Source organism: Streptomyces sp. NBC_00670 (genome assembly GCF_036226765.1).
GTDB lineage: Bacteria > Actinomycetota > Actinomycetes > Streptomycetales > Streptomycetaceae > Streptomyces.
Genome location: NZ_CP109017.1, coordinates 3,976,589 through 4,000,095, shown reverse-complemented (window position 1 = coordinate 4,000,095; position 23,507 = coordinate 3,976,589). Strand labels below are relative to the sequence as shown.

At 73.1% G+C, this 23,507-nt stretch carries 20 protein-coding genes; 9 read left to right on the top strand and 11 right to left on the bottom strand.

Annotated features, from left to right (window positions below; translation table 11 throughout):
- Positions 1 to 328 precede the first annotated feature (328 nt).
- Genes OIE12_RS17765 through narI form a run of 4 tightly spaced genes read left to right on the top strand, consistent with a single transcriptional unit; the run spans position 329 to position 6,995 of the window.
- Positions 329 to 3,991 carry a nitrate reductase subunit alpha gene (locus tag OIE12_RS17765; RefSeq protein ID WP_329136493.1) on the top strand — a complete coding sequence of 1,221 codons (3,663 nt, stop codon included), beginning with the start codon at positions 329 to 331 and terminating at the stop codon, positions 3,989 to 3,991.
- A 1-nt stretch (position 3,992) separates the two neighbouring features.
- Positions 3,993 to 5,621, top strand: coding sequence for a nitrate reductase subunit beta (gene narH / locus OIE12_RS17760; RefSeq protein WP_329136491.1), 1,629 nt, complete (start codon positions 3,993 to 3,995; stop codon positions 5,619 to 5,621).
- A complete protein-coding gene (gene narJ, locus OIE12_RS17755) occupies positions 5,618 to 6,232 on the top strand; it encodes a nitrate reductase molybdenum cofactor assembly chaperone (RefSeq protein ID WP_329136489.1) in 615 nt (204 codons plus the stop codon). The genes narH and narJ overlap by 4 nt, the downstream gene beginning before the upstream one ends.
- 28 nt (positions 6,233 to 6,260) lie before the next feature.
- Entirely contained in the window at positions 6,261 to 6,995 is a 735-nt protein-coding gene (gene narI, locus OIE12_RS17750) for a respiratory nitrate reductase subunit gamma (protein WP_329136487.1), read from the top strand.
- Here narI and OIE12_RS17745 read toward each other — a convergent pair.
- A complete protein-coding gene (locus OIE12_RS17745) occupies positions 6,964 to 7,176 on the bottom strand; it encodes a twin-arginine translocase TatA/TatE family subunit (protein WP_329136485.1) in 213 nt (70 codons plus the stop codon). The genes narI and OIE12_RS17745 overlap by 32 nt on opposite strands.
- Positions 7,177 to 7,373: 197 nt before the next feature.
- Here OIE12_RS17745 and OIE12_RS17740 point away from each other — a divergent pair, with 197 nt between their 5' ends.
- The 3 genes from OIE12_RS17740 (at position 7,374) to OIE12_RS17730 (ending at position 12,344) form a co-directional block, all read left to right on the top strand.
- Positions 7,374 to 9,326 carry an NAD-binding protein gene (locus OIE12_RS17740; protein ID WP_329142022.1) on the top strand — a complete coding sequence of 651 codons (1,953 nt, stop codon included), beginning with the start codon at positions 7,374 to 7,376 and terminating at the stop codon, positions 9,324 to 9,326.
- Between the two features lie 314 nt (positions 9,327 to 9,640).
- Positions 9,641 to 11,449 (top strand): S9 family peptidase, encoded by a 1,809-nt coding sequence (locus OIE12_RS17735; protein ID WP_329136483.1) that lies wholly within the window; start codon positions 9,641 to 9,643, stop codon positions 11,447 to 11,449.
- A gap of 58 nt (positions 11,450 to 11,507) precedes the next feature.
- Positions 11,508 to 12,344, top strand: a complete 837-nt coding sequence (locus OIE12_RS17730; RefSeq protein ID WP_329136481.1) for an SURF1 family protein — start codon at positions 11,508 to 11,510, stop codon at positions 12,342 to 12,344.
- Here the strand turns inward: OIE12_RS17730 and OIE12_RS17725 are convergent.
- The 6 genes from OIE12_RS17725 to OIE12_RS17700 all read right to left on the bottom strand — a co-directional run bounded on the left by OIE12_RS17725 (position 12,314) and on the right by OIE12_RS17700 (position 18,599).
- Positions 12,314 to 13,537, bottom strand: a complete 1,224-nt coding sequence (locus tag OIE12_RS17725; protein ID WP_329136479.1) for a hypothetical protein — start codon at positions 13,535 to 13,537, stop codon at positions 12,314 to 12,316. The two genes, OIE12_RS17730 and OIE12_RS17725, sit on opposite strands and share 31 nt — an antisense overlap.
- Complete coding sequence (locus tag OIE12_RS17720) at positions 13,534 to 14,130, bottom strand: SigE family RNA polymerase sigma factor (protein WP_329142020.1); 597 nt, start codon at positions 14,128 to 14,130, stop codon at positions 13,534 to 13,536. Before OIE12_RS17720 ends, OIE12_RS17725 begins: the two co-directional genes overlap by 4 nt.
- Positions 14,131 to 14,683: 553 nt before the next feature.
- The gene (locus OIE12_RS17715; RefSeq protein ID WP_443053845.1) at positions 14,684 to 15,991 is read right to left on the bottom strand and encodes an aspartate-semialdehyde dehydrogenase; all 1,308 of its coding nucleotides are present in this window, start codon (positions 15,989 to 15,991) and stop codon (positions 14,684 to 14,686) included.
- Entirely contained in the window at positions 15,988 to 17,292 is a 1,305-nt protein-coding gene (locus OIE12_RS17710; protein ID WP_329136475.1) for an aspartate kinase, read from the bottom strand. The genes OIE12_RS17715 and OIE12_RS17710 overlap by 4 nt, the downstream gene beginning before the upstream one ends.
- 253 nt (positions 17,293 to 17,545) lie before the next feature.
- Positions 17,546 to 17,794 (bottom strand): DUF397 domain-containing protein, encoded by a 249-nt coding sequence (locus OIE12_RS17705; RefSeq protein ID WP_329136473.1) that lies wholly within the window; start codon positions 17,792 to 17,794, stop codon positions 17,546 to 17,548.
- The gene (locus OIE12_RS17700; protein ID WP_329136471.1) at positions 17,787 to 18,599 is read right to left on the bottom strand and encodes a helix-turn-helix domain-containing protein; all 813 of its coding nucleotides are present in this window, start codon (positions 18,597 to 18,599) and stop codon (positions 17,787 to 17,789) included. The genes OIE12_RS17705 and OIE12_RS17700 overlap by 8 nt, the downstream gene beginning before the upstream one ends.
- A 78-nt stretch (positions 18,600 to 18,677) precedes the next feature.
- Here OIE12_RS17700 and OIE12_RS17695 point away from each other — a divergent pair, with 78 nt between their 5' ends.
- Positions 18,678 to 19,088, top strand: coding sequence for a hypothetical protein (locus tag OIE12_RS17695; RefSeq protein ID WP_443053844.1), 411 nt, complete (start codon positions 18,678 to 18,680; stop codon positions 19,086 to 19,088).
- A gap of 13 nt (positions 19,089 to 19,101) precedes the next feature.
- On the opposite strand, the gene OIE12_RS17690 is transcribed toward OIE12_RS17695, so the two are convergent.
- The 3 genes from OIE12_RS17690 to OIE12_RS17680 form a co-directional block, all read right to left on the bottom strand.
- Positions 19,102 to 19,761: a DUF5063 domain-containing protein gene (locus tag OIE12_RS17690; protein WP_329136467.1), complete on the bottom strand. Its 660-nt coding sequence runs from the start codon at positions 19,759 to 19,761 to the stop codon at positions 19,102 to 19,104.
- On the bottom strand, positions 19,754 to 20,353 hold the full coding sequence (recR, locus tag OIE12_RS17685) for a recombination mediator RecR (RefSeq protein ID WP_329136465.1): 600 nt from the start codon (positions 20,351 to 20,353) through the stop codon (positions 19,754 to 19,756). Before recR ends, OIE12_RS17690 begins: the two co-directional genes overlap by 8 nt.
- A gap of 111 nt (positions 20,354 to 20,464) precedes the next feature.
- Positions 20,465 to 20,806, bottom strand: a complete 342-nt coding sequence (locus OIE12_RS17680; protein ID WP_329136463.1) for a YbaB/EbfC family nucleoid-associated protein — start codon at positions 20,804 to 20,806, stop codon at positions 20,465 to 20,467.
- 238 nt (positions 20,807 to 21,044) lie between these two features.
- On the opposite strand from OIE12_RS17680, the gene OIE12_RS17675 reads away from it, so the two are divergent.
- Positions 21,045 to 21,845, top strand: a complete 801-nt coding sequence (locus tag OIE12_RS17675; protein ID WP_329136460.1) for an SLATT domain-containing protein — start codon at positions 21,045 to 21,047, stop codon at positions 21,843 to 21,845.
- 91 nt (positions 21,846 to 21,936) lie between these two features.
- Here OIE12_RS17675 and OIE12_RS17670 read toward each other — a convergent pair whose 3' ends face one another.
- Entirely contained in the window at positions 21,937 to 23,478 is a 1,542-nt protein-coding gene (locus OIE12_RS17670; RefSeq protein WP_329136458.1) for a serine/threonine-protein kinase, read from the bottom strand.
- Positions 23,479 to 23,507 lie beyond the last annotated feature (29 nt).

Genomic DNA, 23,507 nt, shown 5'->3' with positions numbered 1-23,507 from the left:
AGGAGAAGAGGGAGGAAGGGAGACGGGGGGCAACCCTGCCCGCCTGCACGGATCGTATCATTGCATGGTGCAACGGTCACCTTCGGTGAGACCGCTCCACCTCACCGTGACCGGCGTCACATAAGCGTGCCCCGCACAATTATTGCAAAGGGCAAGGAAAGCTCCGTACAGACCTCCGTATAGCCCTTCTCAACTCTGCGTAGTCGTGTCAGTACCCCCCGCTACCGTTGTTCCGAGCTGACACTCGGTCAGTTCGGGAGCAGCAGCATGTACGTGAGGAGTGTGCCGGGTGGTGGGACGGCGCGGTGCCCGTCGGGAAGCGGAACGCATGGCGGCGGTGGCCGCGGAGCGGTTGCTGCGGGGCGGCCGCATACTGCGCCGCACCGAGACCACCCCCGATCTGCGGGCGGTGCTGCGCACCGACCAGAGCGTCAACGACAGCCCGTACCGCGAGCGCTGGGCGCACGACAAGGTCGTACGGTCCACGCACGGCGTGAACTGCACCGGCTCGTGCTCCTGGAAGGTGTACGTCAAGGACGGGCTGATCACCTGGGAGACCCAGGAGACCGACTACCCCTCCACCGGCCCCGACCGGCCCGAGTACGAACCCCGCGGCTGCCCGCGCGGCGCCTCCTTCTCCTGGTACACGTACTCGCCCACCCGCGTCCGCCACCCGCACGTCCGCGGTGTCCTGCTGGAGCTCTACCGCGAGGCCCGCGCCCGCCTCGGCGACCCCGTCGCCGCCTGGGCCGAGATCACGTCCGACCCGGTCAAGCGGCGCCGCTACCAGTCGGCGCGCGGCAAGGGCGGACTGGTGCGGATCGGCTGGGAAGAGGCGCTGGAGATCGCGGCCGCCGCCCACGTCCACACCATCGGCGCCCACGGGCCGGACCGCGTCGCCGGGTTCTCGCCGATCCCCGCCATGTCCATGGCCTCGCACGCGGTCGGCGCCCGCTTCCACGCGCTGATCGGCGCGCCGATGCTCTCCTTCTACGACTGGTACGCCGACCTCCCCATCGCCTCCCCGCAGGTCTTCGGCGACCAGACGGACGTGCCCGAGTCCGGCGACTGGTGGGACGCGGCGTACCTGATGCTGTGGGGCTCCAACGTGCCGGTGACCCGGACGCCGGACGCCCACTGGATGACGGAGGCCCGCTACCGGGGCCAGAAGGTCGTGGTCGTCTCCCCCGACTACGCCGACGCCACCAAGTTCGCCGACCAGTGGCTGCACCCCCACCCCGGCACCGACGGGGCGCTCGCCATGGCGATGGGGCATGTGCTGCTCACCGAGTGCTTCGTGCGCCGCACGGTGCCGTACTTCGCCGACTACGTGCGGCGCTTCACCGACCTGCCGTTCCTGGTGGAGATCGAGGAACGCCCCGACGGCACCCTCGTCCCGGGCAAGTTCGTCACCGCCGCCACGCTCGGGCTGTTCGAGGAGGGCGAGGAGGAGGCCGCCTGGAAGCCCGTGCTGCTGGATACCGCCTCGGGCCGCCCCGTCGTGCCCAACGGCACCCTCGGCGACCGCTGGTCCAAGCGCGGCGAGGGCCGCTGGAACCTGGACCTCGGGGACGTCGAACCGCTGCTCAGCCTGTACCAGGGCCGGGACACGGCCACCGCCACGCTCCGGCTGCCCCGCTTCGACGACGCCGAGGGCACCGGACTCTCCCGCGGCGTCCCCGTCCGCGAGGTCGGCGGGCGCCGGGTGACCACCGTGTTCGACCTGCTGCTCGCCCAGTACGGCGTCGGGCGCGACGGCCTCCCCGGCGACTGGCCGCAGGGCTACGACGACGCCGCGCTGCCCTGCACCCCCGCCTGGCAGGAGGCGATCACCTCCGTCCCGGCGGCGGCCGTGGTGCGCATCGCGCGGGAGTTCGCGGAGACCGCCGAGAAGACGCGCGGCCGCTGCATGATCGTCATGGGCGCCGGCACCAACCACTGGTTCCACTCCGACACCATCTACCGCTCCTTCCTCACCCTCCTGCTGCTCACCGGCTGCCAGGGCGTCAACGGCGGCGGCTGGGCGCACTACGTCGGCCAGGAGAAGGTCCGCCCGTACGCCGGCTGGCAGCAGGTGCAGTCGGCGGCCGACTGGGTGCGGCCCTCCCGGCAGACGGCCGGGACGCCGTACTGGTACCTGCACACCGACCAGTGGCGCTACGACGCCCAGCGCGCCGACGCGCTCGCCTCACCGGCGGCCGGGAAGGGCCTGTTCGCCGGGCGGCACACCGCCGACCTGGTCGCCCAGTCGGCCCGGCTCGGCTGGATGCCGTCGGCGCCGACGTTCTCCGCCAACCCGCTCGACCTGGGGCGTGCCGTGCGGGAGAGCGGGCGCGAGCCGGACGAGTGGGTGGCCTCCCAGCTCACCGGCGGCAGGCTCGGCTTCGCCTGCGAGGACCCCGACGACCCGGCCAACTGGCCGCGGGTGCTCACCGTGTGGCGGGCCAACCTCATCGGCTCCTCCGCCAAGGGCAACGAGTTCTTCCTGCGCCACCTGCTCGGCGCGAGCGACAACGCGTGCGCCGAGGAGGCACCGCCCGACGCCCGCCCCCGGGACGTGACATGGCACGAGGAGGCGCCCACCGGCAAGCTCGATCTGCTGCTCGCGCTGGACTTCCGGATGACCTCGACCACGCTGATGGCCGACCTCGTGCTGCCCGCCGCCACCTGGTACGAGAAGCACGACCTGTCCAGCACGGACATGCACCCCTTCGTGCACGCGTTCTCGCCCGCGATCAGCCCGCCCTGGCAGGCCCGCACCGACTTCGAGATCTTCCACGGGCTGGCCACGCGCTTCAGCGAGCTGGCCAAGGGCCGTCTGGACACCGCCTACGACCTGCTCGCCACGCCCCTCCAGCACGACACCCCCGGCGAGACCGCCCAGCCCGGCGGCACGGTGCCCGACTGGCGCGAGGGCACCGCCGCCCCCGTACCGGGACGGAACCTGCCGCACTTCACGGTGGTGCGGCGGGACTACACCGCCGTCGCCGAACAGCTCGCCGCGCTCGGTCCGCTGCCCGAGGAGCGGGGGATGACGGTGAAGGGGGTGACCGTGCGGCCGGGGCCCGAGGTGCGGTGGCTGGCCTCGCGATGCGGTACCGCGTCCGAGGGGGCGGCGCGCGGTCGGCCGCTGCTCGACACGGACGTCAAGCTGTGCGAGGCGATCCTCGCGCTGTCCGGCACCACCAACGGGCGGATCGCCGCCGAGGGCTTCCAGCGGCTGGCCGAACGGTGCGGTCCCGCCGCCGGGTTCGAGACGCTGGCGGAGGCGGTGCACGAGCGCCGGGTGGTGTTCTCCGACACCCAGGACCGGCCCGTCCAGGTCGGCACCAGCTACGAGTGGTCCGGCAAGGAGGCGCCCGACCGGCGCTACTCGCCCTTCACCGTCAACACCGAGCACAGGAAGCCCTGGCACACCCTCACCGGGCGGCAGCACTTCTACCTCGACCACGACTGGATGGCCGAGCTGGGCGAGCAACTGCCCGTCTACCGGCCCCCGTTGGACCTGAGAGCGGACGCGGTGGTGGGCGAGCGGGAGGTGAGCGTGCGCTACCTCACCCCGCACTCGAAGTGGTCCATCCACTCCGAGTACCAGGAGAACCTGCTGATGCAGACCCTGGCGCGCGGCGGCCCCGTCATCTGGATGAGCGTCGCCGACGCCGAGGCGATCGGCGCCGCCGACAACGACTGGGTGGAGGCGGTCAACCCCAACGGGGTCGTCGTCGCCCGCGCGATCGTCTCGCACCGCATGCCGACCGGCACCGTGTTCATGTACCACGTGCAGGAACGCCTGGTGAACGTCCCCCGCAGCGAGACCACCGGCAGGCGCGGCGGCGTCCACAACGCGCTCACCCGCATCCTCCTCAAGCCCACCCATCTCATCGGCGGCTACGGCCAGTTGTCGTTCGCCCCCAACTACTACGGCCCCACCGGCAACCAGCGCGACGCGCGCACGGTCGTCCGCCGGCGCGCCCAGGAGGTGCGGTACTGACGTGCGCGTCATGACACAGATCGCCATGGTCATGAACCTCGACAAGTGCATCGGCTGCCACACCTGTTCGGTCACCTGCAAGCAGACGTGGACCAACCGCACCGGCACCGAGTACGCCTGGTTCAACAACGTCGAGACCCGCCCGGGGCTCGGCTATCCGCGCGGCCACGAGGACCAGGAGAAGTGGAAGGGCGGCTGGCGCCTCGACGCCCGGGGCCGCCTGGTCCCCCGCTCCGGGGGCCGCGCCCGCCGCCTCGCCCGCCTCTTCGCCAACCCCGAACTCCCTTCCCTGAAGGACTACTACGAGCCCTGGACCTACGACTACGAGACCCTGATCGCCGCCCCGCTCGGCGACGACCTGCCCACCGCCCGTCCCCGCTCCCTCGTCGACGGCCGCCCCACCGACCTCACCTACGGCCCCAACTGGGACGACGACCTGGGCGGCGGCCCGGAGCACCTCGCCGGCGATCCGGTGCTGAAGAAGATGAACGAGCAGGTGCGGCTGGAGTACGAGCAGGCGTTCATGTTCCATCTGCCGCGCATCTGCGAGCACTGCCTCAACCCGTCGTGCGTGGCGGTGTGCCCGTCCGGGGCGCTGTACAAGCGGATCGAGGACGGCATCGTCCTCGTCGACCAGGACCGCTGCCGGGGCTGGCGGATGTGCGTCAGCGGCTGCCCGTACAAGAAGGTGTACTTCAACCACTCCACCGGCAAGGCCGAGAAGTGCACCTTCTGCTACCCGCGCATCGAGGCCGGTGAGCCCACCGTCTGCTCCGAGACCTGCGTGGGCCGGCTGCGCTACCTCGGCGTCATGCTCTACGACGCCGACAAGGTGGGCGAGGCCGCCTCGGTGACCGACGAGAAGGACCTGTACGAGGCCCAGCTCGGCTGCTTCCTGGACCCGCACGACCCCGAGGTGGTACGCGCCGCCGAGGAGTCGGGCATCCCGCACGACTGGATCACCGCCGCCCGCCGCTCCCCCGTACGCGAGCTGATCAGCACCTACCGGGTCGCGCTGCCGCTGCACCCGGAGTACCGCACGATGCCGATGGTCTGGTACGTGCCCCCGCTCTCCCCCGTCGTCGAGGCGCTGACCGGCAGCGGGCACGACGGGGAGGACCCGGCCGCGCTGTTCGGCGCGATCGACTCGCTGCGCATCCCGCTGGAGTACCTCGCCGGACTGTTCACCGCCGGGGACACCGGCCCCGTGGAGGCGGCGCTGTGCCGGCTGGCCGCGATGCGCTCGCACATGCGCCGGATCAACCTCGGCGAGGAACGCGACCCGGCGCTCGCGCGCGGCGTCGGCATGGACGAGCGGGGCCTGGAGGCGCTGTACCGGCTTCTCGCGCTGGCCAAGTACGAGGAGCGGTACGTGGTGCCGACGACGTACGTGGCCGGGGGCGGGAGCGGGAGCGGGGTGGACGGTGCCGGGTGCAGCCTGGAGGGGGACGGCGGGCCCGGGATGTACGGAGACGCCGCGGATCCGGCGGAGGCGTTCCATGCGCCGCCCGTGCCGGCCGGGACGGCTCCCCGCACGGGGAGCGAGCTGCGCGGCCGGGTCAACCTGTTCAACTGGGACGGGCGCGGGCGGCCCCGGGGGCTCTTCCCGGAGCGGAAGGGCGCGCGGTGACGCATCTGCACCGGGCGGTGCACCAGGCCGCCTCCCTGCTGCTGTCCTACCCCGAGGCCGACTGGCCGGTGCGGCGCGACGAAGTGGCCGCCGAGCTGGGGCGGCTGCCCGGCCCGGCGCCCATGTCGCTGCTGCGGTTCTGCCGGTGGAGCGCCGATGTCCCCGTGCTCGACCTGGCGAAGCGGTACGTCGTCACGTTCGACCGCACCCGCCGCCGCACCCTGCACCTCACCCACTACACCGACGGCGACACCCGGCGCCGGGGCGCGAGCCTCGCCGCACTCAAGGCCCGCTACCGGGCGGCGGGCTGGGAACCGGACGGCGGGGAACTCCCCGACCACCTGCCCGCCCTGCTGGAACTCGCCGCCCGCTGCCCGGAGGAGGGGCGCGCGCTGCTCGCCGAGCACCGGGGCGCGCTCGACCTGCTGGCGCAGGGGCTGGCGGCGTACGACAGCCCGTACCTGGACGTCGTACGGGCGGTCCGGGACACCCTGCCGGACGGCCCCGCGCCCGCCCAGGCACCGCCCCCGGTCCCGCTGCCGTTCCCCGCGCTCCCCCTCCCCGTCCCGTACGCCCCGGGCCACGAAAGCGCCGAAGGAATCCGCCGCTGATGGAACACGTCGAAGGAGTCCGCCGCTGATGGAGCATCTGCACATCGCCCTGTGGGGCGTCCTGCCCTATCTCTCGCTCGTGGTGCTGGTCGCCGGGACCCTGTGGCGCTACCGCTACGACCGGTTCGGCTTCACCACGCGCTCCAGCCAGCTGCACGAGGCACGGCTGCTGCGCATCGGTGGTCCCCTCTTCCACTACGCGCTGCTGTTCGTCGTCGGCGGGCATGTCATGGGGCTGCTGGTGCCGGAGTGGGTGACCGAGCGGCTGCGGGTCAGCGAGGCGCAGTACCACGGGGTGGCGCTGACCATGGGCGGCGTGGCGGGTGTCGCCGCCGTCTGCGGGCTCGGCATCCTGCTGTACCGGCGGCTGCGGGTGCCCGCCGTGCGCCGGGCGACCAGCCGCGGCGACCGGCTGATGTACCCGCTGCTGGTCCTGGTGCTGCTGGCCGGGCTCACCGCCACGGCGTCCTCGGTGGCCAACCCGTACGACTACCGCCTGGGCGTCGCGGTCTGGTTCCGCAGCCTGTTCACGCTCGACCCGGACGTCTCGGCGATGGCCCACGCCCCGCTCGTCTACCGGTGCCACGCGCTGCTGGCGCTGGCGCTGTTCGCGCTGTGGCCGTTCGGCCGGCTCGTGCACGCGTTCGCGGCGCCGCTCGGGTACGCGGCGCGGCCGTACGTGGTCTACCGCTCGCGCGGGCGGGCGGCGGGCGTCAGGAACAGCGGCGGTCTCAGGGGCGGGGCTGCCGCTCGTCGCGGCTGACGACCGTGCCGGGCACGACCCGGGGGGCGCCCTCCGGGTCCTCGTCGCGCAGGGCCTTCGACTCGCTCCTGAAGATCCGGCTCGCCTGCCCGGCCGAGCGCGTCAGCCCCGGGAGCTTCTTGAAGGCGAGGACGGCGATCACCACGAGGAGGATCACGACCAGCTCGCTCAGGCCGAACATCGCGGCTCCCGTTCCGTTGTGCCGTCGACCGGCCGCCTCCGGCCGGTTCCGTCGAAGTCTCGCCGACGCACGCGCCGACGGCAAGGGCGGACCGGCGGGCCCCCGCCCCTGGAACCGGGTGCGCGGGTGCGGCAGTCTTCTCCCTCGTGGCGAGCGGCGGGGCGTACCGGACGGGATCGATCGACGGCGGCGCACACATGGTGGTGTGCGGGGACGACGGGCTGGCGCACCGGCTCGCGGCCGAACTCCGTGACGTGTACGGGGAGCGGGTCACCCTCGTCGTCCCGCCCGCCCGGCGGCTGGCCCGCCAGCCGGTGGTGGGACGGCCGCGCGGGGCGGCCCTGCTCGACCGGGTGTCGGCGGCGGTGACGCGGGCGGCGGGGAACGGGGCCGGGGGCTCTCCGGCCGGCGGCAGTGGCGGGGGCGGTGGCCGGGGTGCGCCCGGGGGCCAGGGTGCGCCCGGGGGCCAGGGTGCGCCCGGGGGCCGTCCGCCCCTCGAACCGGGCGGGTCCGTACGGGTGCTGGAGGCGTCCGAGGCCGCCGAGGCCGTGCTCGCCGACGCGGGCGTGGAGCGGGCCACCGCGCTCGCCCTCGTCTACGACGACGACGAGACCAACATCCGCGCCGCGCTCACCGCCCGCCGGCTCAACCCCCGGCTGCGGCTCGTGCTCCGCCTCTACAACCGCCGCCTCGGACAGCACATCGAGGCGCTGCTCGACCAGGCGGCGGCGCTCGCGCTCATCGGCCCGGACGGGGCCGTCGACGAGGACGACAACCTCGACGCCTCCACCACCGTCCTGTCCGACGCCGACACCGCCGCGCCCGCCCTCGCCGCGACCGCCGTCACCGGCACCACCAAGGTCGTCCAGACGGACGGACTGATGCTGCGCGCGGTGGAGCGGCAGCCGCCCGCGCCCGGGGAGATCGCCGACCCCGGGCTGTGCACCCTGGCGCTGCTCTCCGCCACCAGCAGCGACCCGGCGGGCGCCGACGGCGCCGAGGAGAGCGGGGAGCAGGGGCCCCGGCTGCTGCCCGACGAGGCGGCGGTCGCGGCGGCCACCGGGCGGGGAACCGTCGTCCTGGAGACCGTCTCCTACACCGGGCCCCGGCAGCCGGCCGGGCGCAGCATGGTGCCGTTCGCGCTGCTGCTGTCGCGGCGGCTGCGGTGGTCGTTCGCCGGTCTGGTGGCCTGTGTCGTCGCGCTGGCGGTGGCGCAGCTCGCCGTGACCGACACCAATCCGCTGCGGGCCACGTATCTCACGCTGCTCGACCTGTTCGCGATCAACGATCCGGCGGTGGGTGAGCCCGCCGGGCGGCAGATCCTGCAATTGCTGTCGGGTCTTGTGGGGCTGCTGCTCCTGCCGGTGCTGCTGGCCGCCGTGCTCGAAGCGCTCGGTACGTTCCGCAGCAACTCCGCGCTGCGCCGGCCGCCGCGCGGGCTGTCCGGGCACGTGGTGCTGCTGGGCGTGGGCAAGATCGGCACGCGGGTGCTGGTGCGGCTGCGGGAGCTGCGGATTCCGGTGGTGTGCGTCGAGGGCGATCCGGAGGCGCGGGGGCTCGCGGTGGCGCGGCGGTTGCGGGTGCCGGTGGTGCTCGGGGACGTCACGCACGAGGGGGTGCTCGAGGCGGCGAAGATCCACCGGGCGCGGACGTTGCTCGCGCTGACCAGTGCGGACACGACGAATCTGGAGGCGGCGCTGTACGCGCGGTCCGTGCGGCCGGATCTGCGGGTGGTGCTGCGGCTGTACGACGACGACTTCGCGACGGCGGTGTTCCGGACGTTGCGGGCGGCGTATCCGCAGGCGCTCACGCGGAGCCGGAGTGTGTCGCATCTGGCGGCGCCGGCGTTCGCGGCGGCGATGCTGGGGCGGCAGATCCTGGGGGCGATTCCGGTGGAGCGGCGGGTGTTGCTGTTCGCGGCGGTGGAGGTGGCGGGGCATCCGCAGTTGGAGGGGCGGACGGTGGGGGAGGCGTTCGTGGCGGGGAAGTGGCGGGTGCTGGGGCGGGACGTGGCCTCCGGCGGTTCGCGGGGGTGGGGGTTGCCGTCTTCCTACGTGCTGGGGGTGGGGGATCGGGTGGTGTTGGCGGCGACGCGGAGGGGATTGGCGGAGCTGTTGGGGCGGGGGCCTGCGGGGACTTCGTCCCCTTGACCCCGGGGTGGGGTGCCTTGGGGTGGGGGGTGCGTGAGGTTCGGTGGCAGGTGCGGGTGGGGATTTTTTTCGCCCCCGCCGCCCCTACCCTCCCCCAAGCTCTCAACTTCGTTCGAGCAGGGGGGACCCCCATCGTCCCTTCAGGGGGCTCTGCCCCTTGGACCCCGTTGGGTGCGTTGTCGGCTGACCGCCGGTGGGGGTGCGCCGCGCAGTTCCCCGCGCCCCTAGGGGCGCGCGGCTGCTCGCGCCCCCGCGGCGGAGCCGCGGGATGGACACAGCCCCGCGCCCCCTGCCGGGCGCGGCAAGATGTACCCATGAGTGAGAGTGGTGGCATGGTGGCGTGGGAGATGCGGTTTCGGGCGGCGCGGGTCTCGTTGCCGGACTGGGCGGAGGACGCGCCGGATCGCGCGCTGTTCGTGTCGAACGCGACCGGGACGTACGAGCTGTACGCGTGGGACCGGGCCACCGGGGAGCAGCGGCAGGTGACCGATCGGCCGAACGGCACCACGGACGGGGTGTTGTCGCCCGACGGTGAGTGGATCTGGTGGTTCGACGACACGGATGGGGATGAGTTCGGGGTCTGGAGGCGACAGGCGTTCGCCGGCGGCACTTCCGGTGCGCGTGACGAAGCCGCCGCTCCCGGGCTCGCGCCCTCCTATCCCGCCGGGCTCGCGCTCGGGCGGGACGGGCGGACCGCCGTCGTCGGGCGGTCGACCGACGAGGACGGGACCACGCTGCACCTCGTCCGCACCGGCGAGGACCCCGTCGAGATCTACCGGCACCGCGAGTCCGCCGGCGTCGGCGACCTCTCGCACGACGGGTCACTGCTCGCCATCGAGCACACCGAGCACGGCGACGCCATGCACTCCGCGCTGCGCGTGCTGCGCCCCGACGGCACCGCCGTCGCCGAGCTGGACGACACCAAGGGCGGCACCGTCGAGCTGGGCCTGGAGGTGCTCGGCTTCGCGCCCGTCGACGGCGACACCCGGCTGCTCATCGGCCACCAGCGCCGCGGCCGCTGGGAGCCGCTGGTCTGGGACGTCGCCACCGGCGAGGAGACCGACCTCGCGCTGGAGCTGCCCGGCGACGTCGCCGCCGAGTGGTACCCGGACGGCTCCGCCCTCCTCGTCTCGCACAGCTTCGAGGCCCGCAGCGAGCTGTTCCGCTACGACTTCGCCGAGCGCGCCCTGACCGAGCTGTCCACCCCGCCCGGCACCGTCTCCGGCGCCACCGCACGCCCCGACGGCAGCGTCGAGTACCTGTGGTCCTCGGCCGCCGAGCCGCCGGCCGTGCGGTCCACGACGGGGCGCGTCGTGCTCGACCCGCCCGGGATGAAGGCGCCGGCCTCCGTGCCCGTGGAGGACGTGTGGGTGGAGGGGCCCGGCGGCCGCGTCCACGCGCTCGTGCAGAGGCCGGCCGGGGCGAGCGGGCCGCTGCCCACCGTCTTCGACATCCACGGCGGCCCCACCTGGCACGACAGCGACGCCTTCGCCGCCGCGCCCGCCGCCTGGGTCGACCACGGGTACGCGGTCGTCCGCGTCAACTACCGCGGCTCCACCGGCTACGGCCGCGAGTGGACCGACGCGCTCAAGCACCGGGTCGGATTGATCGAGCTGGAGGACATCGCGGCGGTCCGCGAGTGGGCCGTCTCCTCCGGCCTCGCGGATCCCGGGCGGCTGGTGCTGACCGGCGGCTCCTGGGGCGGCTACCTCACCCTGCTCGGCCTCGGCGTCCAGCCGGAGCTGTGGACGGTGGGCATCGCGGCGGTGCCGGTCGCGGACTACGTCACGGCGTACCACGACGAGATGGAGGCGCTGAAGGCGATGGACCGCACGCTGCTCGGCGGCACGCCGGAGGAGGTGCCCGAGCGGTTCGAGGCGTCGTCGCCGCTGACGTACGTCGACGCGGTGAAGGCGCCGGTGTACATCTCGGCGGGCGTCAACGACCCGCGCTGCCCGATCCGCCAGATCGAGAACTACGTCGACCGGCTGGCCGCGCGGGGAGCGGTCCACGAGGTGTACCGGTACGACGCGGGACACGGGTCCCTCGTCGTCGATGAGCGGATCAAGCAGGTGCGGCTGGAGCTGGAGTTCGCGGCGCGGCATGTGGGGGGCGGGGCGTAGGCGATCCGGGGGCACCCCGCGTGCCCCCGGCCCCCGTCCCCGCCGTACCGTTGACGTTGTGTACCGGTTCCTCCTGACCCCCCGCTGGTGGGCGATCAACGTACTCGCCCTTCTCGCCATCCCCGTCTGCGTCTTCATGGGCACCTGGCAGCTCAGCCGCTTCGAGGACCGCGTACAGGACCACCGCTCCGCCACCGAGCAGGCCGCGGCCGACAAGAAGGAGGCCGCGCGCCCGCTCGCGTCGCTGCTGCCGGTGGACAAGTCCACCTCCGGCAAGCGCGCCACGGCGACCGGGCACTACGGCAAGCAGCTCCTGGTTCCCGGCCGTGAGCTGGACGACCGCAGCGGCTACTACGTGCTGACGATGCTCCGCACCGACGGCGGCAAGGCGCTGCCCGTCGTACGGGGCTGGCTGCCCGGCACCGCGTCCGCGGCGAAGGCACCGGCCGCGCCGTCCGGCGAGGTCACCGTCACCGGCGCGTTGCAGGCCTCCGAGACGCCCGGCGACAACGGGGCGAGCGCGGCGGGCGGACTGCCCGCCGGGCAGGTCGGCGCGATCAGCGCGGCGTCGCTGGTGAACCTGGTGCCGTACGACGTGTACGACGCCTGGGTCACGCTCGACAGGGCGGACAGCGGGATGACGGCGGTCCCGGCGAGCCGGCCCGACGACTCCGGGCTCGATCTGCGGGCCTTCCAGAACCTCGGCTACACCGGCGAGTGGTTCGTCTTCGCGGGCTTCGTCGTCTTCATGTGGTTCCGGCTGCTGCGCCGCGAGGTGGAGTTCCAGCGCGACGCGGAGCTGGGGATCCTTCCGGAGGACGGCGGTGACCCCGTGGCGGACACCGACGGGGCCGGGCCCCCGGCTCAGGACCCCGCCAGCACTCCCGTCCGGTAGACCGTTCCCGCGCACGCGTTCGGGACCGTCGCGGTCACCGTCGGCGAGCCCGTCGCGGCCGTGTGGGAGACGACCACGCTGCCGTCGGCGACGCCGTCCGCCCGCAAAAGCTGCGAGGAGGCCGTGTTGCCGTTCGTGGCCGAGGAGCCCTCGGAGGAGCCCGCAGGGCCGTCCGACGTGCTCGGGTCGGGCGAGGGGCCGCCGGAGCCGCCGCCGCTGGCGCCCTCGGTGGGACACGTCTCGGAGGGCACCCAGGCGAACTTCACCTGGTAGGCCATGCCGGGCTTGAGGATCAGCGAGGCCAGCTCCTGGGACGGGTCGGGCAGCCCGGTGGCGGCGTCGCCCGCGACATGGCTGACGACCGTGACGCGCGTCGGGTCCGCCGCGCCCTGGGCGGCCGTGCCGACCGTGCCCGGACCGGAGACCGTACAGGTCGTGCCGGAGATGTTGGCGACGCGGAAGGTGCCGTAGACCACTCCGGTGGAGTCGGCGGCGGCGATGCCGGCGGTGGCCCCGCCGAGCTGGGCCGCCGTGCAGTCGGTGATGCCCGAGCCGGGGGCGGAGGAGCCGCTGCCGGTGGCGCCGCGGCCCTTGCCGGTGCCCTTGTCCCGCTTGCCCTCGTGGCCGGACGTGCCCTTGTCCTTGACGGAGTCGGAGGCGCCGCTGTCGTCGCCCGAACCGCCGCTCTTGCCCTTGTCCTGGCCCGCGCCGCCGTGGGCCTGGGAGGCCTGGCCCGCGATGGAGGGGTCGGCGTTCGAACCGGTGGCGTGGGAGACGTGCAGCAGGGCGGGGACGGCGGTGCCGGCGAAGAGCGCGGCGGCCGCCATGCCGACGAGTGCCTGCCGCTTGCGCGCCCTACGCGCGGGCACCGCCCGGCGCAGGTGCTCCAGGGCGCCGTCGCGGGGCTCGATGTCCCCGACGGCGGAGTGCAGCACCCGCCGCAACGCCAGCTCGTCGGGAGCGAGCCCGAGCTCGTCGTCGTGTGTGTCGCCGCGGGCGTCGTCGTGTGTGTCGCCGCGGGCGTCGTCGTGCGCCTCGCCGGAGCCGGGTGTGGCGGGCCGGTCGGCCGGGTCGTCGCCGGGGGCGGCCGGGTGGCCGTGGTCCTCGGGGCGGTGGTTCACAGTTCCGTTCCCAGCCTGCTGTTCGTCGTCGTGCTTGCCGCCGTGCTCGGTGTTCCTGTCGTGCTCGGTCATGCCGGCGCCTCCATGGCGATGCGCAGCGCCGCGATGCCGCGGGAGCCGTACGCCTTGACCGACCCGAGGGAGAGGCCCAGCGTCGCCGCGACCTGCGCCTCCGTCATGTCCGCGAAGTAGCGCAGCACCAGCACCTCGCGCTGGCGGCGCTGCAACCCCTTCATCGCCTTGATCAGGGAGTCCCGCTCCAGCTGGTCGTAGGCGCCCTCCTCCGCGCTCGCCATGTCCGGCATCGGCTTCGACAGCAGCTTCAGGCCGAGGATGCGGCGGCGCAGGGCGGAGCGGGAGAGGTTCACCACCGTCTGGCGCAGATAGGCGAGCGTCTTCTCCGGGTCGCGGACGCGCTTGCGGGCCGAGTGGACGCGGATGAACGCCTCCTGGACGACGTCCTCGCAGGAGGCGGTGTCGTCGAGGAGGAGCGCCGCGAGGCCCAGCAGGGAGCGGTAGTGCGTCCGGTAGGTCTCCGTGAGGTGGTCGACCGTGGTACCGGTCGCCACGGCCTCCTCTGCTCCCTCACGCTGGTTCGGTATGCGGGTGGGCCGCGCTGCGGGCATGGGCGCGATCACCGGCATGCCGCCGGGCGCGCCGGGCATGCGGACCCGGCGGGACGGACGCAGGGCCGTGCCCCCCGTCTGTACCGCCGCGGTGAATTCGAGTACCTCTGCTGCCACGCCTGTTGGACACGCCTGGGGCCGTCAGGGTTGTACGCGGGTTCGGGTGCGCCCCGTCGCACGCGCTTCAGCGGTGTGCGCCCGGGCGCCCCGTGTGTCCGGCGTGCTTCCCCCGTGGCGGCGGACAGTACGTCCCGTGCCCTCATGCCTACCAGCTCTTCCCCTGTGCTGTGCCCTGCCTGCGCTGCCCGCCCCCCCCCCGAAGGGCGAACGCAATGACGCTCCCCGCCGTCCGTCCGGTTGCGTCCGGTGACGGAGGCGGGGAGGAAATCTTCGTTTCCCGTACGGGTCTGGTTCAAGTGGTCCGGACCAGGTGGGTCCGGCCCGGCCACAGGACTGACACAGATCCTACAAATACTTGACGGTTTGACCAGCGTATAGGGCATGCCGAAGGCCCGAAGGGGCAGGCCGGATGCCCCTCGTGCGCCCTCCGAGGGCCCTCGCGGCCACCGTCACGGAGCCCCCACGCGGGGCCCTACTCCCGTTCCGCCGCGACGAGTTCGGCGATCTGGACGGCGTTGAGGGCGCCGCCCTTGCGGAGGTTGTCGGCGCAGACGAAGAAGTCGAGCGCGGTGGGGTCGTCGTGCGCCCGGCGCACCCGGCCCACCCATGCGGGGTCCGTGCCGACCACGTCCGCCGGGGTGGGGAACTCCCCCGCCGCCGGGTCGTCGCACAGGACGACGCCGGGGGCCGTGGCCAGGATCTCCCGGGCCGCCTCGACCGTGACCTCGTTCTCGAAGCCGGCGTGGACGGTGAGGGAGTGGGCGGTGACCACGGGGACGCGGACGCAGGTGACCGCGAGCGGCAGCTGCGGCAGGCCGAGGACCTTGCGGGTCTCCTCCCGCAGCCCGGCCTCCTCCGAGGACCAGCCGTCCTCGCCGAGCGTGCCGGCCCACGGGACGACGTTGAGCGCGACCGGCTCCGGGAACGGGCCGGTGGCCTCGCCCACCGCGCGGCGCACATCGCCGGGGTGGGTGCCCAGCTCCGTACCGGCGACGAGGGCGAGCTGCTCGCGCAGCGTCTCCACGCCCGCGCGGCCCGCGCCGCTCACCGCCTGGTACGAGGAGACGACCAGCTCGCGCAGGCCGAACTCGGCGTGCAGCGCGCCCATTGCCACGATCATCGTGAGCGTGGTGCAGCCGGGGCTGGCGAGGATGCCGCGGGGGCGCACACGGGCGGTGTGCGCGTTGACCTCGGGGACGACCAGGGGGACGTCGGCCGCCGCCCGGAAGGCGGCGGAGTTGTCGACGACGACGGCGCCACGGGCGGCGGCGACGGGGGCCCATGCGCGGGCGACGTCCTCGGGGACGCAGAACAGGGCGACGTCGACGCCGGTGAGGGCGGCCTCGTCGAGCTCGGCCACCTCGGTCTCCTCGCCGCGGACGGTCAGCTTGCGGCCGGCCGAGCGGGGGGAGGCGAGCAGGCGGATCTCGCCCCAGATGTCGGCGCGTTGGGAGAGGATGCGGAGCATGACGGTACCGAGGGCGCCGGTGGCGCCGGCCACTGCCAGCACGGGTTTGTCCCTGTGCTGGGCCGACGGGGCGGCTTGGCCGACGGCCGGCTGAGGGGTGCGGGTCCGTGCGGGGCCTGCACCTGCGGCGCCTGGGGTGGGGGGTGGTGCGGTTTTGTCGCGACTGCGGGTGCGCTGTGGTTGCTCGCGCCCCGCGGCGGAGCCGCTGATCGGCACAGCCCCGCGCCCCTTACGGGGCGCGGGCGCCCCCACGAGCCCCGGGCCGGGTCTGGGTGGGACGGTGGCCGGGGCGCGTGGGGGGTCCGGGGTCATCGACCCGTGCCTCCGTAGACGACTGCCTCGTCGCTGTCGGAGTCGAGGCCGAACGCGCTGTGGACCGCGCGGACGGCCTCCGGGACGTCGTCCTTGCGGGTGACGACCGAGATGCGGATCTCGGAGGTCGAGATCAGCTCGATGTTGACGCCCGCGTCGCTGAGCGCCTCGAAGAACCCGGCGGTGACCCCGGGGTTGGTCTTCATGCCCGCGCCGACCAGGGAGATCTTGCCGATCTGGTCGTCGTAACGGAGCGAGTCGAAGCCGATGACGTCACGCGCCTTCTCCAGCGCGTCGATCGCCTTGCGGCCCTCGGCCTTGGGCAGGGTGAAGGAGATGTCCGTCAGCCCCGTGGACGCGGCGGAGACGTTCTGCACCACCATGTCGATGTTGATCTCGGCGTCCGCGATGGCGCGGAAGATCGCCGCGGCCTCACCCGGCTTGTCGGGCACGCCGACGACGGTGATCTTGGCCTCCGAGGTGTCGTGCGCGACCCCGGAGATGATGGCCTGCTCCACCTTTGGTTCCCCTTGCGATACGTGCTGTGCCGACTGCGCCGGCTTGATCGGCTCGCTACTGACCCACGTGCCCTGGAGTCCGCTGAAGGACGAGCGGACGTGGATCGGGATGTTGTAGCGGCGGGCGTACTCCACACAGCGGTGGAGCAGCACCTTGGACCCGGAGGCGGCCAGCTCGAGCATGTCCTCGAAGGAGATCCAGTCGATCTTCCGGGCCTTCTTCACCACCCGCGGGTCGGCGGTGAACACGCCGTCCACGTCGGTGTAGATCTCGCACACCTCCGCGTCCAGCGCCGCCGCCAGCGCGACGGCCGTGGTGTCGGAGCCGCCGCGGCCCAGCGTGGTGATGTCCTTGCCCACCTGGCTGACACCCTGGAAACCGGCGACGATGCAGATGTTGCCCTCGTCGAGCGCGGTGCGGATGCGGCCGGGCGTGACGTCGATGATCCGCGCCTTGTTGTGGACCGAGTCGGTGATCACACCGGCCTGGCTGCCGGTGAAGCTCTGCGCCTCGTGGCCCAGGTTTTTGATCGCCATGGCCAGCAGGGCCATGGAGATCCGCTCTCCCGCGGTCAGCAGCATGTCGAGCTCGCGCCCGGCAGGGATCGGCGATACCTGCTCGGCGAGATCGATCAGCTCGTCCGTCGTGTCGCCCATCGCGGAGACCACGACAACCACCTGGTTGCCGTTCTTCTTGGCTTCCACGATCCGCTTGGCGACGCGCTTGATGCCCTCGGCATCGGCTACGGAGGAGCCTCCGTACTTCTGCACGACAAGGCCCACGTGCGCTCCTCGCTCAGTCCGTCTCTGTCCGCGATGTCCGCACATAGGTATGTACGGCGCGGTCGGCTCAGTCTATCGAGCGGCCGAATCTCCCTTCCGGGATACCGCATGGTGAGATGTCCCGCTCATGGCGTGATCACCCCGGTTTCCTGCGGAAACCACCGGCCACTCCGGGACGACGTACTCCGTCGGACGTCGTGCCCGAGCGGCTTCTGCCCGAGGAACGCTCCGGCCACGCGGAAAGTGCCCGGCATCACATTTTGCCGTCGAGCACCGCCCGCAGCGCGTCCGACCAGGCGGGCGCGGCGATACGGAGTTCGGGGCCCGAGGGGGCCGCCTTGGAGTCACGGACGTGGACGAGGTCGCAGTGGGCGACCTCGACGCAGTTGCCGCCCTCGCTGTCGCTGTAACTGGACTTGAACCAGGCCAGGGCGATCTCTACGCAGGCACCGCCCTCGGAGTCGCTGTAGCTGGATTTGGTCCAGTGCAGTTGGTCATTCATGGCGGTCCACCATCCGCTCGACGAAACAGGTCGACTCATCAGGGCCGAGGGCCTGCGCCCGGATCATGCTAAGCCGCTCCGACGCGCGGCTGACAGCCCCCGGTTCAGCCGTCAGTTCGCTGCCCAACTGGCCTTCCGCGTAAGCGAACCGTTCGTGGTCACGCGTTTCGAGCAGTACTACGGGTCCGAGCAGCGCGACCGCGCAGATCCGGTCGAACGGAAGCACCTGCATGGTGACGTTCCAGAAGCGGGACACCTCCAGCAGGCGACGCAACTGTTCCTTGTCTACCTGCGGGTTCCGCAGAGCCGCTTCGTAGAGCACGAAGCTGAGAGCCACCGGCGGTTTCCGCCCAGTGAGGATCTCCTGCCTCTCCAAGCGGGCGGCGACCCGCTCCTCCGCAGTCTCGTTGTCCAGCGGCGGCACGTGGTTCTGGATCAAGGCACGCGCGTACGCCTCGGTCTGCAACAAGCCAGGGACGTAAAGGGTGTCGTACCACCAGAGACTGATCGCCTCCTTCTCCCGCTCCATGAAGTCCTGGGCCCGTGCCGGGAACCGTTCGCGCAGCAAGTAGTCCTTCGCCGCGCTCAACAACCCCTCCGCGCGGCACAGTTCGTCCGCGACGTCCAGGACGCGCGGCGTCGGCATACGCACCCCCTGCTCCATGGACTTGATGGTGTCCGGGGAGTAGCACGCCGCCTCGGCGAGCTGCTCGCGGCTGATGTTCGCCTTCGTGCGCCAGCGTTTCATCTGGTTGCCGCTGTAGCGCCAGGCGACGGGCGGCTGGGAGTTGTTCTGGCCGGGCACGGCAACCACCTCCGACGGGTACGCCGGGGCGCGTATCCCCCGGGTCGCTACCGAGCGTAGAGAGGCGGGCGGCACAGTGTGACCATGACGGACACAATTCACCGGCCCGTGTGGGTCCCACCTTCCGGTCACCGGCTGCATGTGACCGGCGTCCACTTCGACGCCGTGCGGATCGAGGGGCTGCGCGGGGAACTGGTCGCCGACCATCTGATCGAGGCGACGGACGAGGACGCGGGGCCGATCGTGTGCGAGGCGGCGCGGGGGCGCTGGGTGTACTTCCTGCTCCCGCCCGGCACCGTACGGCGGTACGACTGGCCGGCCGGGGTACAGCAGCTCCCCTGCCGGGACGACCGCACGGTCACCTACATCGGCATCCCCGCGCTGGAAGGCAACACCTGGCCGCTGCGCTGGTACAGCGCGCCGACACCGACCGCGCCCCATGTGGACGCGGCGGCGCTGCACGGAGCCGTGGCCCGCCCGCGCCGGTGAGTGGCGCGGGGTGTCAGACGACCGGGCGCACGCCCAGCGGCTCGCCGATCTCCTCCGCCATGACCCGGCCCGCCTCCTCCGCGAGGATCTCGTCGCCGAGATCCTGGTCGGTGTCGAGGCCGTCCAGTTCCTCCAGGGGCTGGTTGAGGCGGACGTGGGCGACCAGGGACTGGAGGGCGCGCAGGGTGGCGGAGGCGGTGGAGCCCCAGTTGGAGAAGTAAGAGAACTGCCACCACCACAGGGCCTCGGTGGAGCGGCCCGCGCGGTAGTGGGCCATGCCGTGGCGCAGGTCGGTGATGACGTCCGCGAGGTCGTCCGAGATGCGGGCCGGGACCGGGGCCTTGCGGGGCTCGTAGGGGTCGAAGACCTCCGAGTAGACGTCCACCGGGTCCAGCATCCTGGCCAGGCGTTCGCGCAGTTCGTCGACGTCCGGCTCGGGGCCCGGGTCGGGCTCGTAGCGCTCCTCGGGGAGGAAGTCCTCGTGCGCACCGAGCCGGCCGCCGGCCAGCAGCAGCTGGGAGACCTCCAGGAGGAGGAACGGGACGGCCGAGTCCGGCTCGTCGCCCCGGGCGACCTCGGTGACGGCGACCAGGAAGCTCTCGATCTGGTCGGCGACCTGGACCGCGAAGTCGTCCGGGTTCTGGGTCTTGGAGTGCAGCGTGGCGTCAGACATCTAGGAGTCGTCTCCCCTCGAAGGCGCGGCCGAGGGTGACCTCGTCCGCGTATTCCAGGTCGCCGCCCACCGGGAGGCCGCTGGCCAGGCGGGTGACCTTGAGGCCCATGGGTTTGATCATCCGGGCGAGGTACGTGGCGGTGGCCTCACCCTCCAGGTTGGGGTCCGTGGCCAGGATCAGCTCGTTGACCGCGCCGTCCGCGAGCCGGGCGAGCAGCTCGCGGATGCGCAGATCGTCGGGGCCGACGCCCTCGATCGGGCTGATGGCGCCGCCCAGCACGTGGTACCGGCCGCGGAACTCGCGGGTGCGCTCGATGGCGACCACGTCCTTCGGCTCCTCCACCACGCAGATGACGGCCGGGTCGCGACGGGGGTCACGGCAGATGGCGCACTGCTCCTCCTGGGCGACGTTGCCGCACACCGCGCAGAAGCGGACCTTCGCCTTGACCTCGAGCAGCGCCTGCGCGAGGCGCCGTACGTCGGTCGGCTCCGCCTGGAGGATGTGGAAGGCGATCCGCTGCGCGCTCTTGGGACCGACGCCGGGTAGCCGCCCCAGCTCGTCGATGAGGTCCTGGACCACGCCTTCGTACAACGGATGTGCCTTTCCCGCGTGAACCCGGTACTGCGTGCGGTGCCGGGCTCGGTTCCTTGGTACGTACGGTAGTTGGCCGCCGTGCCACTTAGAAGGGACGTCGGAAAGACGTCAGAACGGCAGGCCGGGGATGCCGCCGCCGCCCAGTCCCTGGGCCAGCGGGCCGAGCTTCTGCTGCTGGAGGGTCTGCGCGTTCTCGTTGGCCGCCTGGACGGCCGCGACGACCAGGTCGGCGAGGGTCTCGGTGTCCTCCGGGTCCACCGCCTTCGGGTCGATCTTGAGCGCCCTGAGCTCGCCGGAACCGGTCACGGTCGCCTTCACCAGGCCGCCGCCCGACTGCCCGTCGACCTCCGTGCGCGCCAGTTCCTCCTGGGCCTGGGCGAGGTCCGCTTGCATCTTCTGGGCCTGCTGCAGCAACTGCTGCATGTTGGGCTGGCCACCACCGGGGATCACGATCAGCTCCTGTCGGGTACGGCACGTGCGCGCTTCCGCGCGGCTCGCTTTTCCTCTCGGCACGAGCCTACGTGCTCCCCGGCCCCTGCGCCCCGCCACTCTTTCGAGTGAAATCGAGGGGCGCCCTATACCTGACCAAGCCCCCCGTCCTGGCGGATAAGCGGCGAAACGCTCTCCATCGCCACTCATTGGGCGGTAGGAAGGGGGCCGGGGCCGTGCCGTCAGGAGGGAGTGCCGGGTGAGTCAGCCGGGAGTGCAGCCGGAGGGTCCGCGCCGGGGTGGCCGGGGCGAGGGGGACGGCCGGGGTGAAGGCAATGGCCGCGGCGAAGGGGGCGTCCGGGGCGGCGGGGGTGTGCGGCCGTGGCCGGTCGACCTTGCCGGGCGGCCGTTTCCGCAGGGTGACTGGGGGGAGCCGGCCGAACGGCTGCACGAGCTGTACCTGTGGGTGGAGCGCGGGGCGCTCGACACCGTCGCGTGGTACCTCGCCGACCGGGTCGGCAAGCGGCGGGCGGCGCGGGTGCTGCGGGGCGGGGCGGCGGCGGGGGGTGTGTGCGGGGCGGTGCTGCCGCTGCTCGACGTGACCGGGGTGGTCGGCGGGGCGGTGCCGTGGGCGTATCTCGCGCTGCTGCTCGGGGCGGCGTGCGTGGCCGGGGACCGGTTCTTCGGGGTGACGTCCGGGTGGATGCGGGACGTGGCGACGGCGCAGGCGGTGCAGCGGAGGTTGCGGGCGTTGCAGTTCGACTGGGCGGCGGAGAGTGTGCGGGAGGTGTTGGGGCCGGCGGAGGGGACTGCCGCGGAGGCGGCGGAGCGGTGTCTGGGGGTGTTGCGGGGGTTCGCCGAGGACGTGGGGGAGCTGGTGCGGGGGGAGACGGCGGGGTGGATGGTGGAGTTCCGGGGGGTGGGGGTCGCGTCCGTGCGGGGGGAGGTGGGGGTGGGTTCGTCCCGGGGCGACGCCCCGCCGGGGGTGGGTGTGCGCGCACCGTTGCCTCCGGCCCGCCCGCACATGCCACGCCAACGTCCGCCGGAGCCGCGGGGGTAGTTTTCCTCGCCCCCGCCGCCCCTACCCTTCCCCGCGCCCCTGATCAGGGGCGCGGGGAAGGGTAGGGGCGGCGGGGGCGAAAAACCTCCGGTCAGTCCTGGCGGGTGTACGTCAGGGAGTCGCCGTCGCTCGTTGTGCGGCGCAGGCGGCCGTCCGACTGGAGCGCCAGCTGCGTCGGATCCCCCGGCGTACAGGACGTCGCCGGCCGCCCCACCGTCACCTCCGACGGCCCGATCGACACCGGCCCACCCCCCACCGGCTCCGCCGCCAGCTCCGCCACGAACACGCAGTGATACGTCCCACTCCCCGCCGGCCCCTCCGCCGTGAGCGTCAGCACCTTCTCCCCCACCTTCCCCTGCCGCACGACCAGCTCCCGCGTACTGTGCCCGTTCGCGTTGTCGATGCTCGCCGTCCACGTCCCGACGTACCCCTCCGGAACCGCCCCGGGGGACGGCGACCCGGTCGTGGCGGACGCGGACGCCGACGCCGTACCCCCGTGCCCGCGTTTGCCGTCACCCCCGCCGTCACCCTCGCCCCGCATCACGGCCAGCACCGCCCCACCCGCGCCCAGCGCCACGACCACCGCCACGGCGACCAGCGCGAGGGTCCCCCGCCGACTCGCCCTCGGCGCGGGCACGGGGGCAGGCGCCGGCGCGGGCGGCGGCCCGAAGCCCGGGTACACCGGCGGGGGCGGCGCGGCAGACCCCGTCGGCCCCGGACTCTCCACCTCCAGCAACCGCACCGCGTGCCGCCCCAGCTGCGCCACCAGCGCCCCCGGCAGCCACGGTTCCCCCAGCCGCCCGTCGGCCAGCGTGTCCCCGGCCCCCGTGCGGGCCAGTACCTCCGCAGGTGAGGGCCGCCGCGCCGGGTCCTTGTGGAGGCAGTCCCGTACGAGACCGGCCAGTCCCTCCGGCACCTTCGCCAGGTCCGGCTCCTCCTGCGCGATGCGGAACATCAGCGCGTGCGCCCCGCTGTCCGCCGCGCCGAACGGGAGCTCTCCGGTGGCCGCGTAGGCGAGCAGCGAACCGAGGCAGAAGACGTCGCAGGCCGGGGTGATCCGGTCCTCGCGCACCTGTTCGGGCGCCATGAAGCCGGGCGAGCCGACCAGCGCGCCGGTGCGCGTGAGGCCCTCGTCGCCCGCCGTCTCCAGCGCCCGCGCGATGCCGAAGTCGATGACGCGCGGCCCGTCGATCGTGACGAGCACGTTGGACGGCTTGAGGTCGCGGTGGATGAGTCCGGCCGCGTGGATGTCGCGCAGGGCGCCCGCGAGCCCGGCCGCGAGGGAGCGCACGGAACTCTCCGGCAGCGGCCCGTAGTCGCGGCTGATGACGGATTCCAGGGACGGCCCGGCGACGTACCCGGTGGCCACCCACGGCACCTCGGCCTCGGTGTCGGCGTCCAGGACGGGCGCGGTCCAGTCCCCGCCGACCCGGCGCGCCGCCCCGACCTCCTGGCGGAACCGCGCGCGGAACTCCTCCCGCTCGGCCAGCTCCCGCCGTACGAGCTTCACGGCGACCGTGCGGCCCCGGTCGGACCGGGCCAGGTACACGTTCCCCATGCCCCCGGCGCCGAGCCGCGCCAGCAGCCGGTACCCCCCGATGACCTGCGGATCCCCCGCACCGAGCTGCTCCACCGCCGCACCGTCCTCCCCCGGGGCCGCCG

Bases quoted from the DNA above. Each gene is read 5' to 3' on its own strand.
- OIE12_RS17765 (WP_329136493.1), top strand. From the start codon at position 329: ATGGCGGCGGTGGCCGCGGAGCGGTTGCTGCGGGGCGGCCGCATACTG.
- narI (WP_329136487.1), top strand. From the start codon at position 6,261: ATGGAGCATCTGCACATCGCCCTGTGGGGCGTCCTGCCCTATCTCTCG.
- OIE12_RS17745 (WP_329136485.1), bottom strand. From the start codon at position 7,176: ATGTTCGGCCTGAGCGAGCTGGTCGTGATCCTCCTCGTGGTGATCGCC.
- OIE12_RS17740 (WP_329142022.1), top strand. From the start codon at position 7,374: ATGGTGGTGTGCGGGGACGACGGGCTGGCGCACCGGCTCGCGGCCGAA.
- OIE12_RS17735 (WP_329136483.1), top strand. From the start codon at position 9,641: ATGAGTGAGAGTGGTGGCATGGTGGCGTGGGAGATGCGGTTTCGGGCG.
- OIE12_RS17725 (WP_329136479.1), bottom strand. From the start codon at position 13,537: ATGACCGAGCACGACAGGAACACCGAGCACGGCGGCAAGCACGACGAC.
- OIE12_RS17720 (WP_329142020.1), bottom strand. From the start codon at position 14,130: ATGCCCGGCGCGCCCGGCGGCATGCCGGTGATCGCGCCCATGCCCGCA.
- OIE12_RS17715 (WP_443053845.1), bottom strand. From the start codon at position 15,991: ATGACCCCGGACCCCCCACGCGCCCCGGCCACCGTCCCACCCAGACCC.
- OIE12_RS17705 (WP_329136473.1), bottom strand. From the start codon at position 17,794: ATGAATGACCAACTGCACTGGACCAAATCCAGCTACAGCGACTCCGAG.
- OIE12_RS17690 (WP_329136467.1), bottom strand. From the start codon at position 19,761: ATGTCTGACGCCACGCTGCACTCCAAGACCCAGAACCCGGACGACTTC.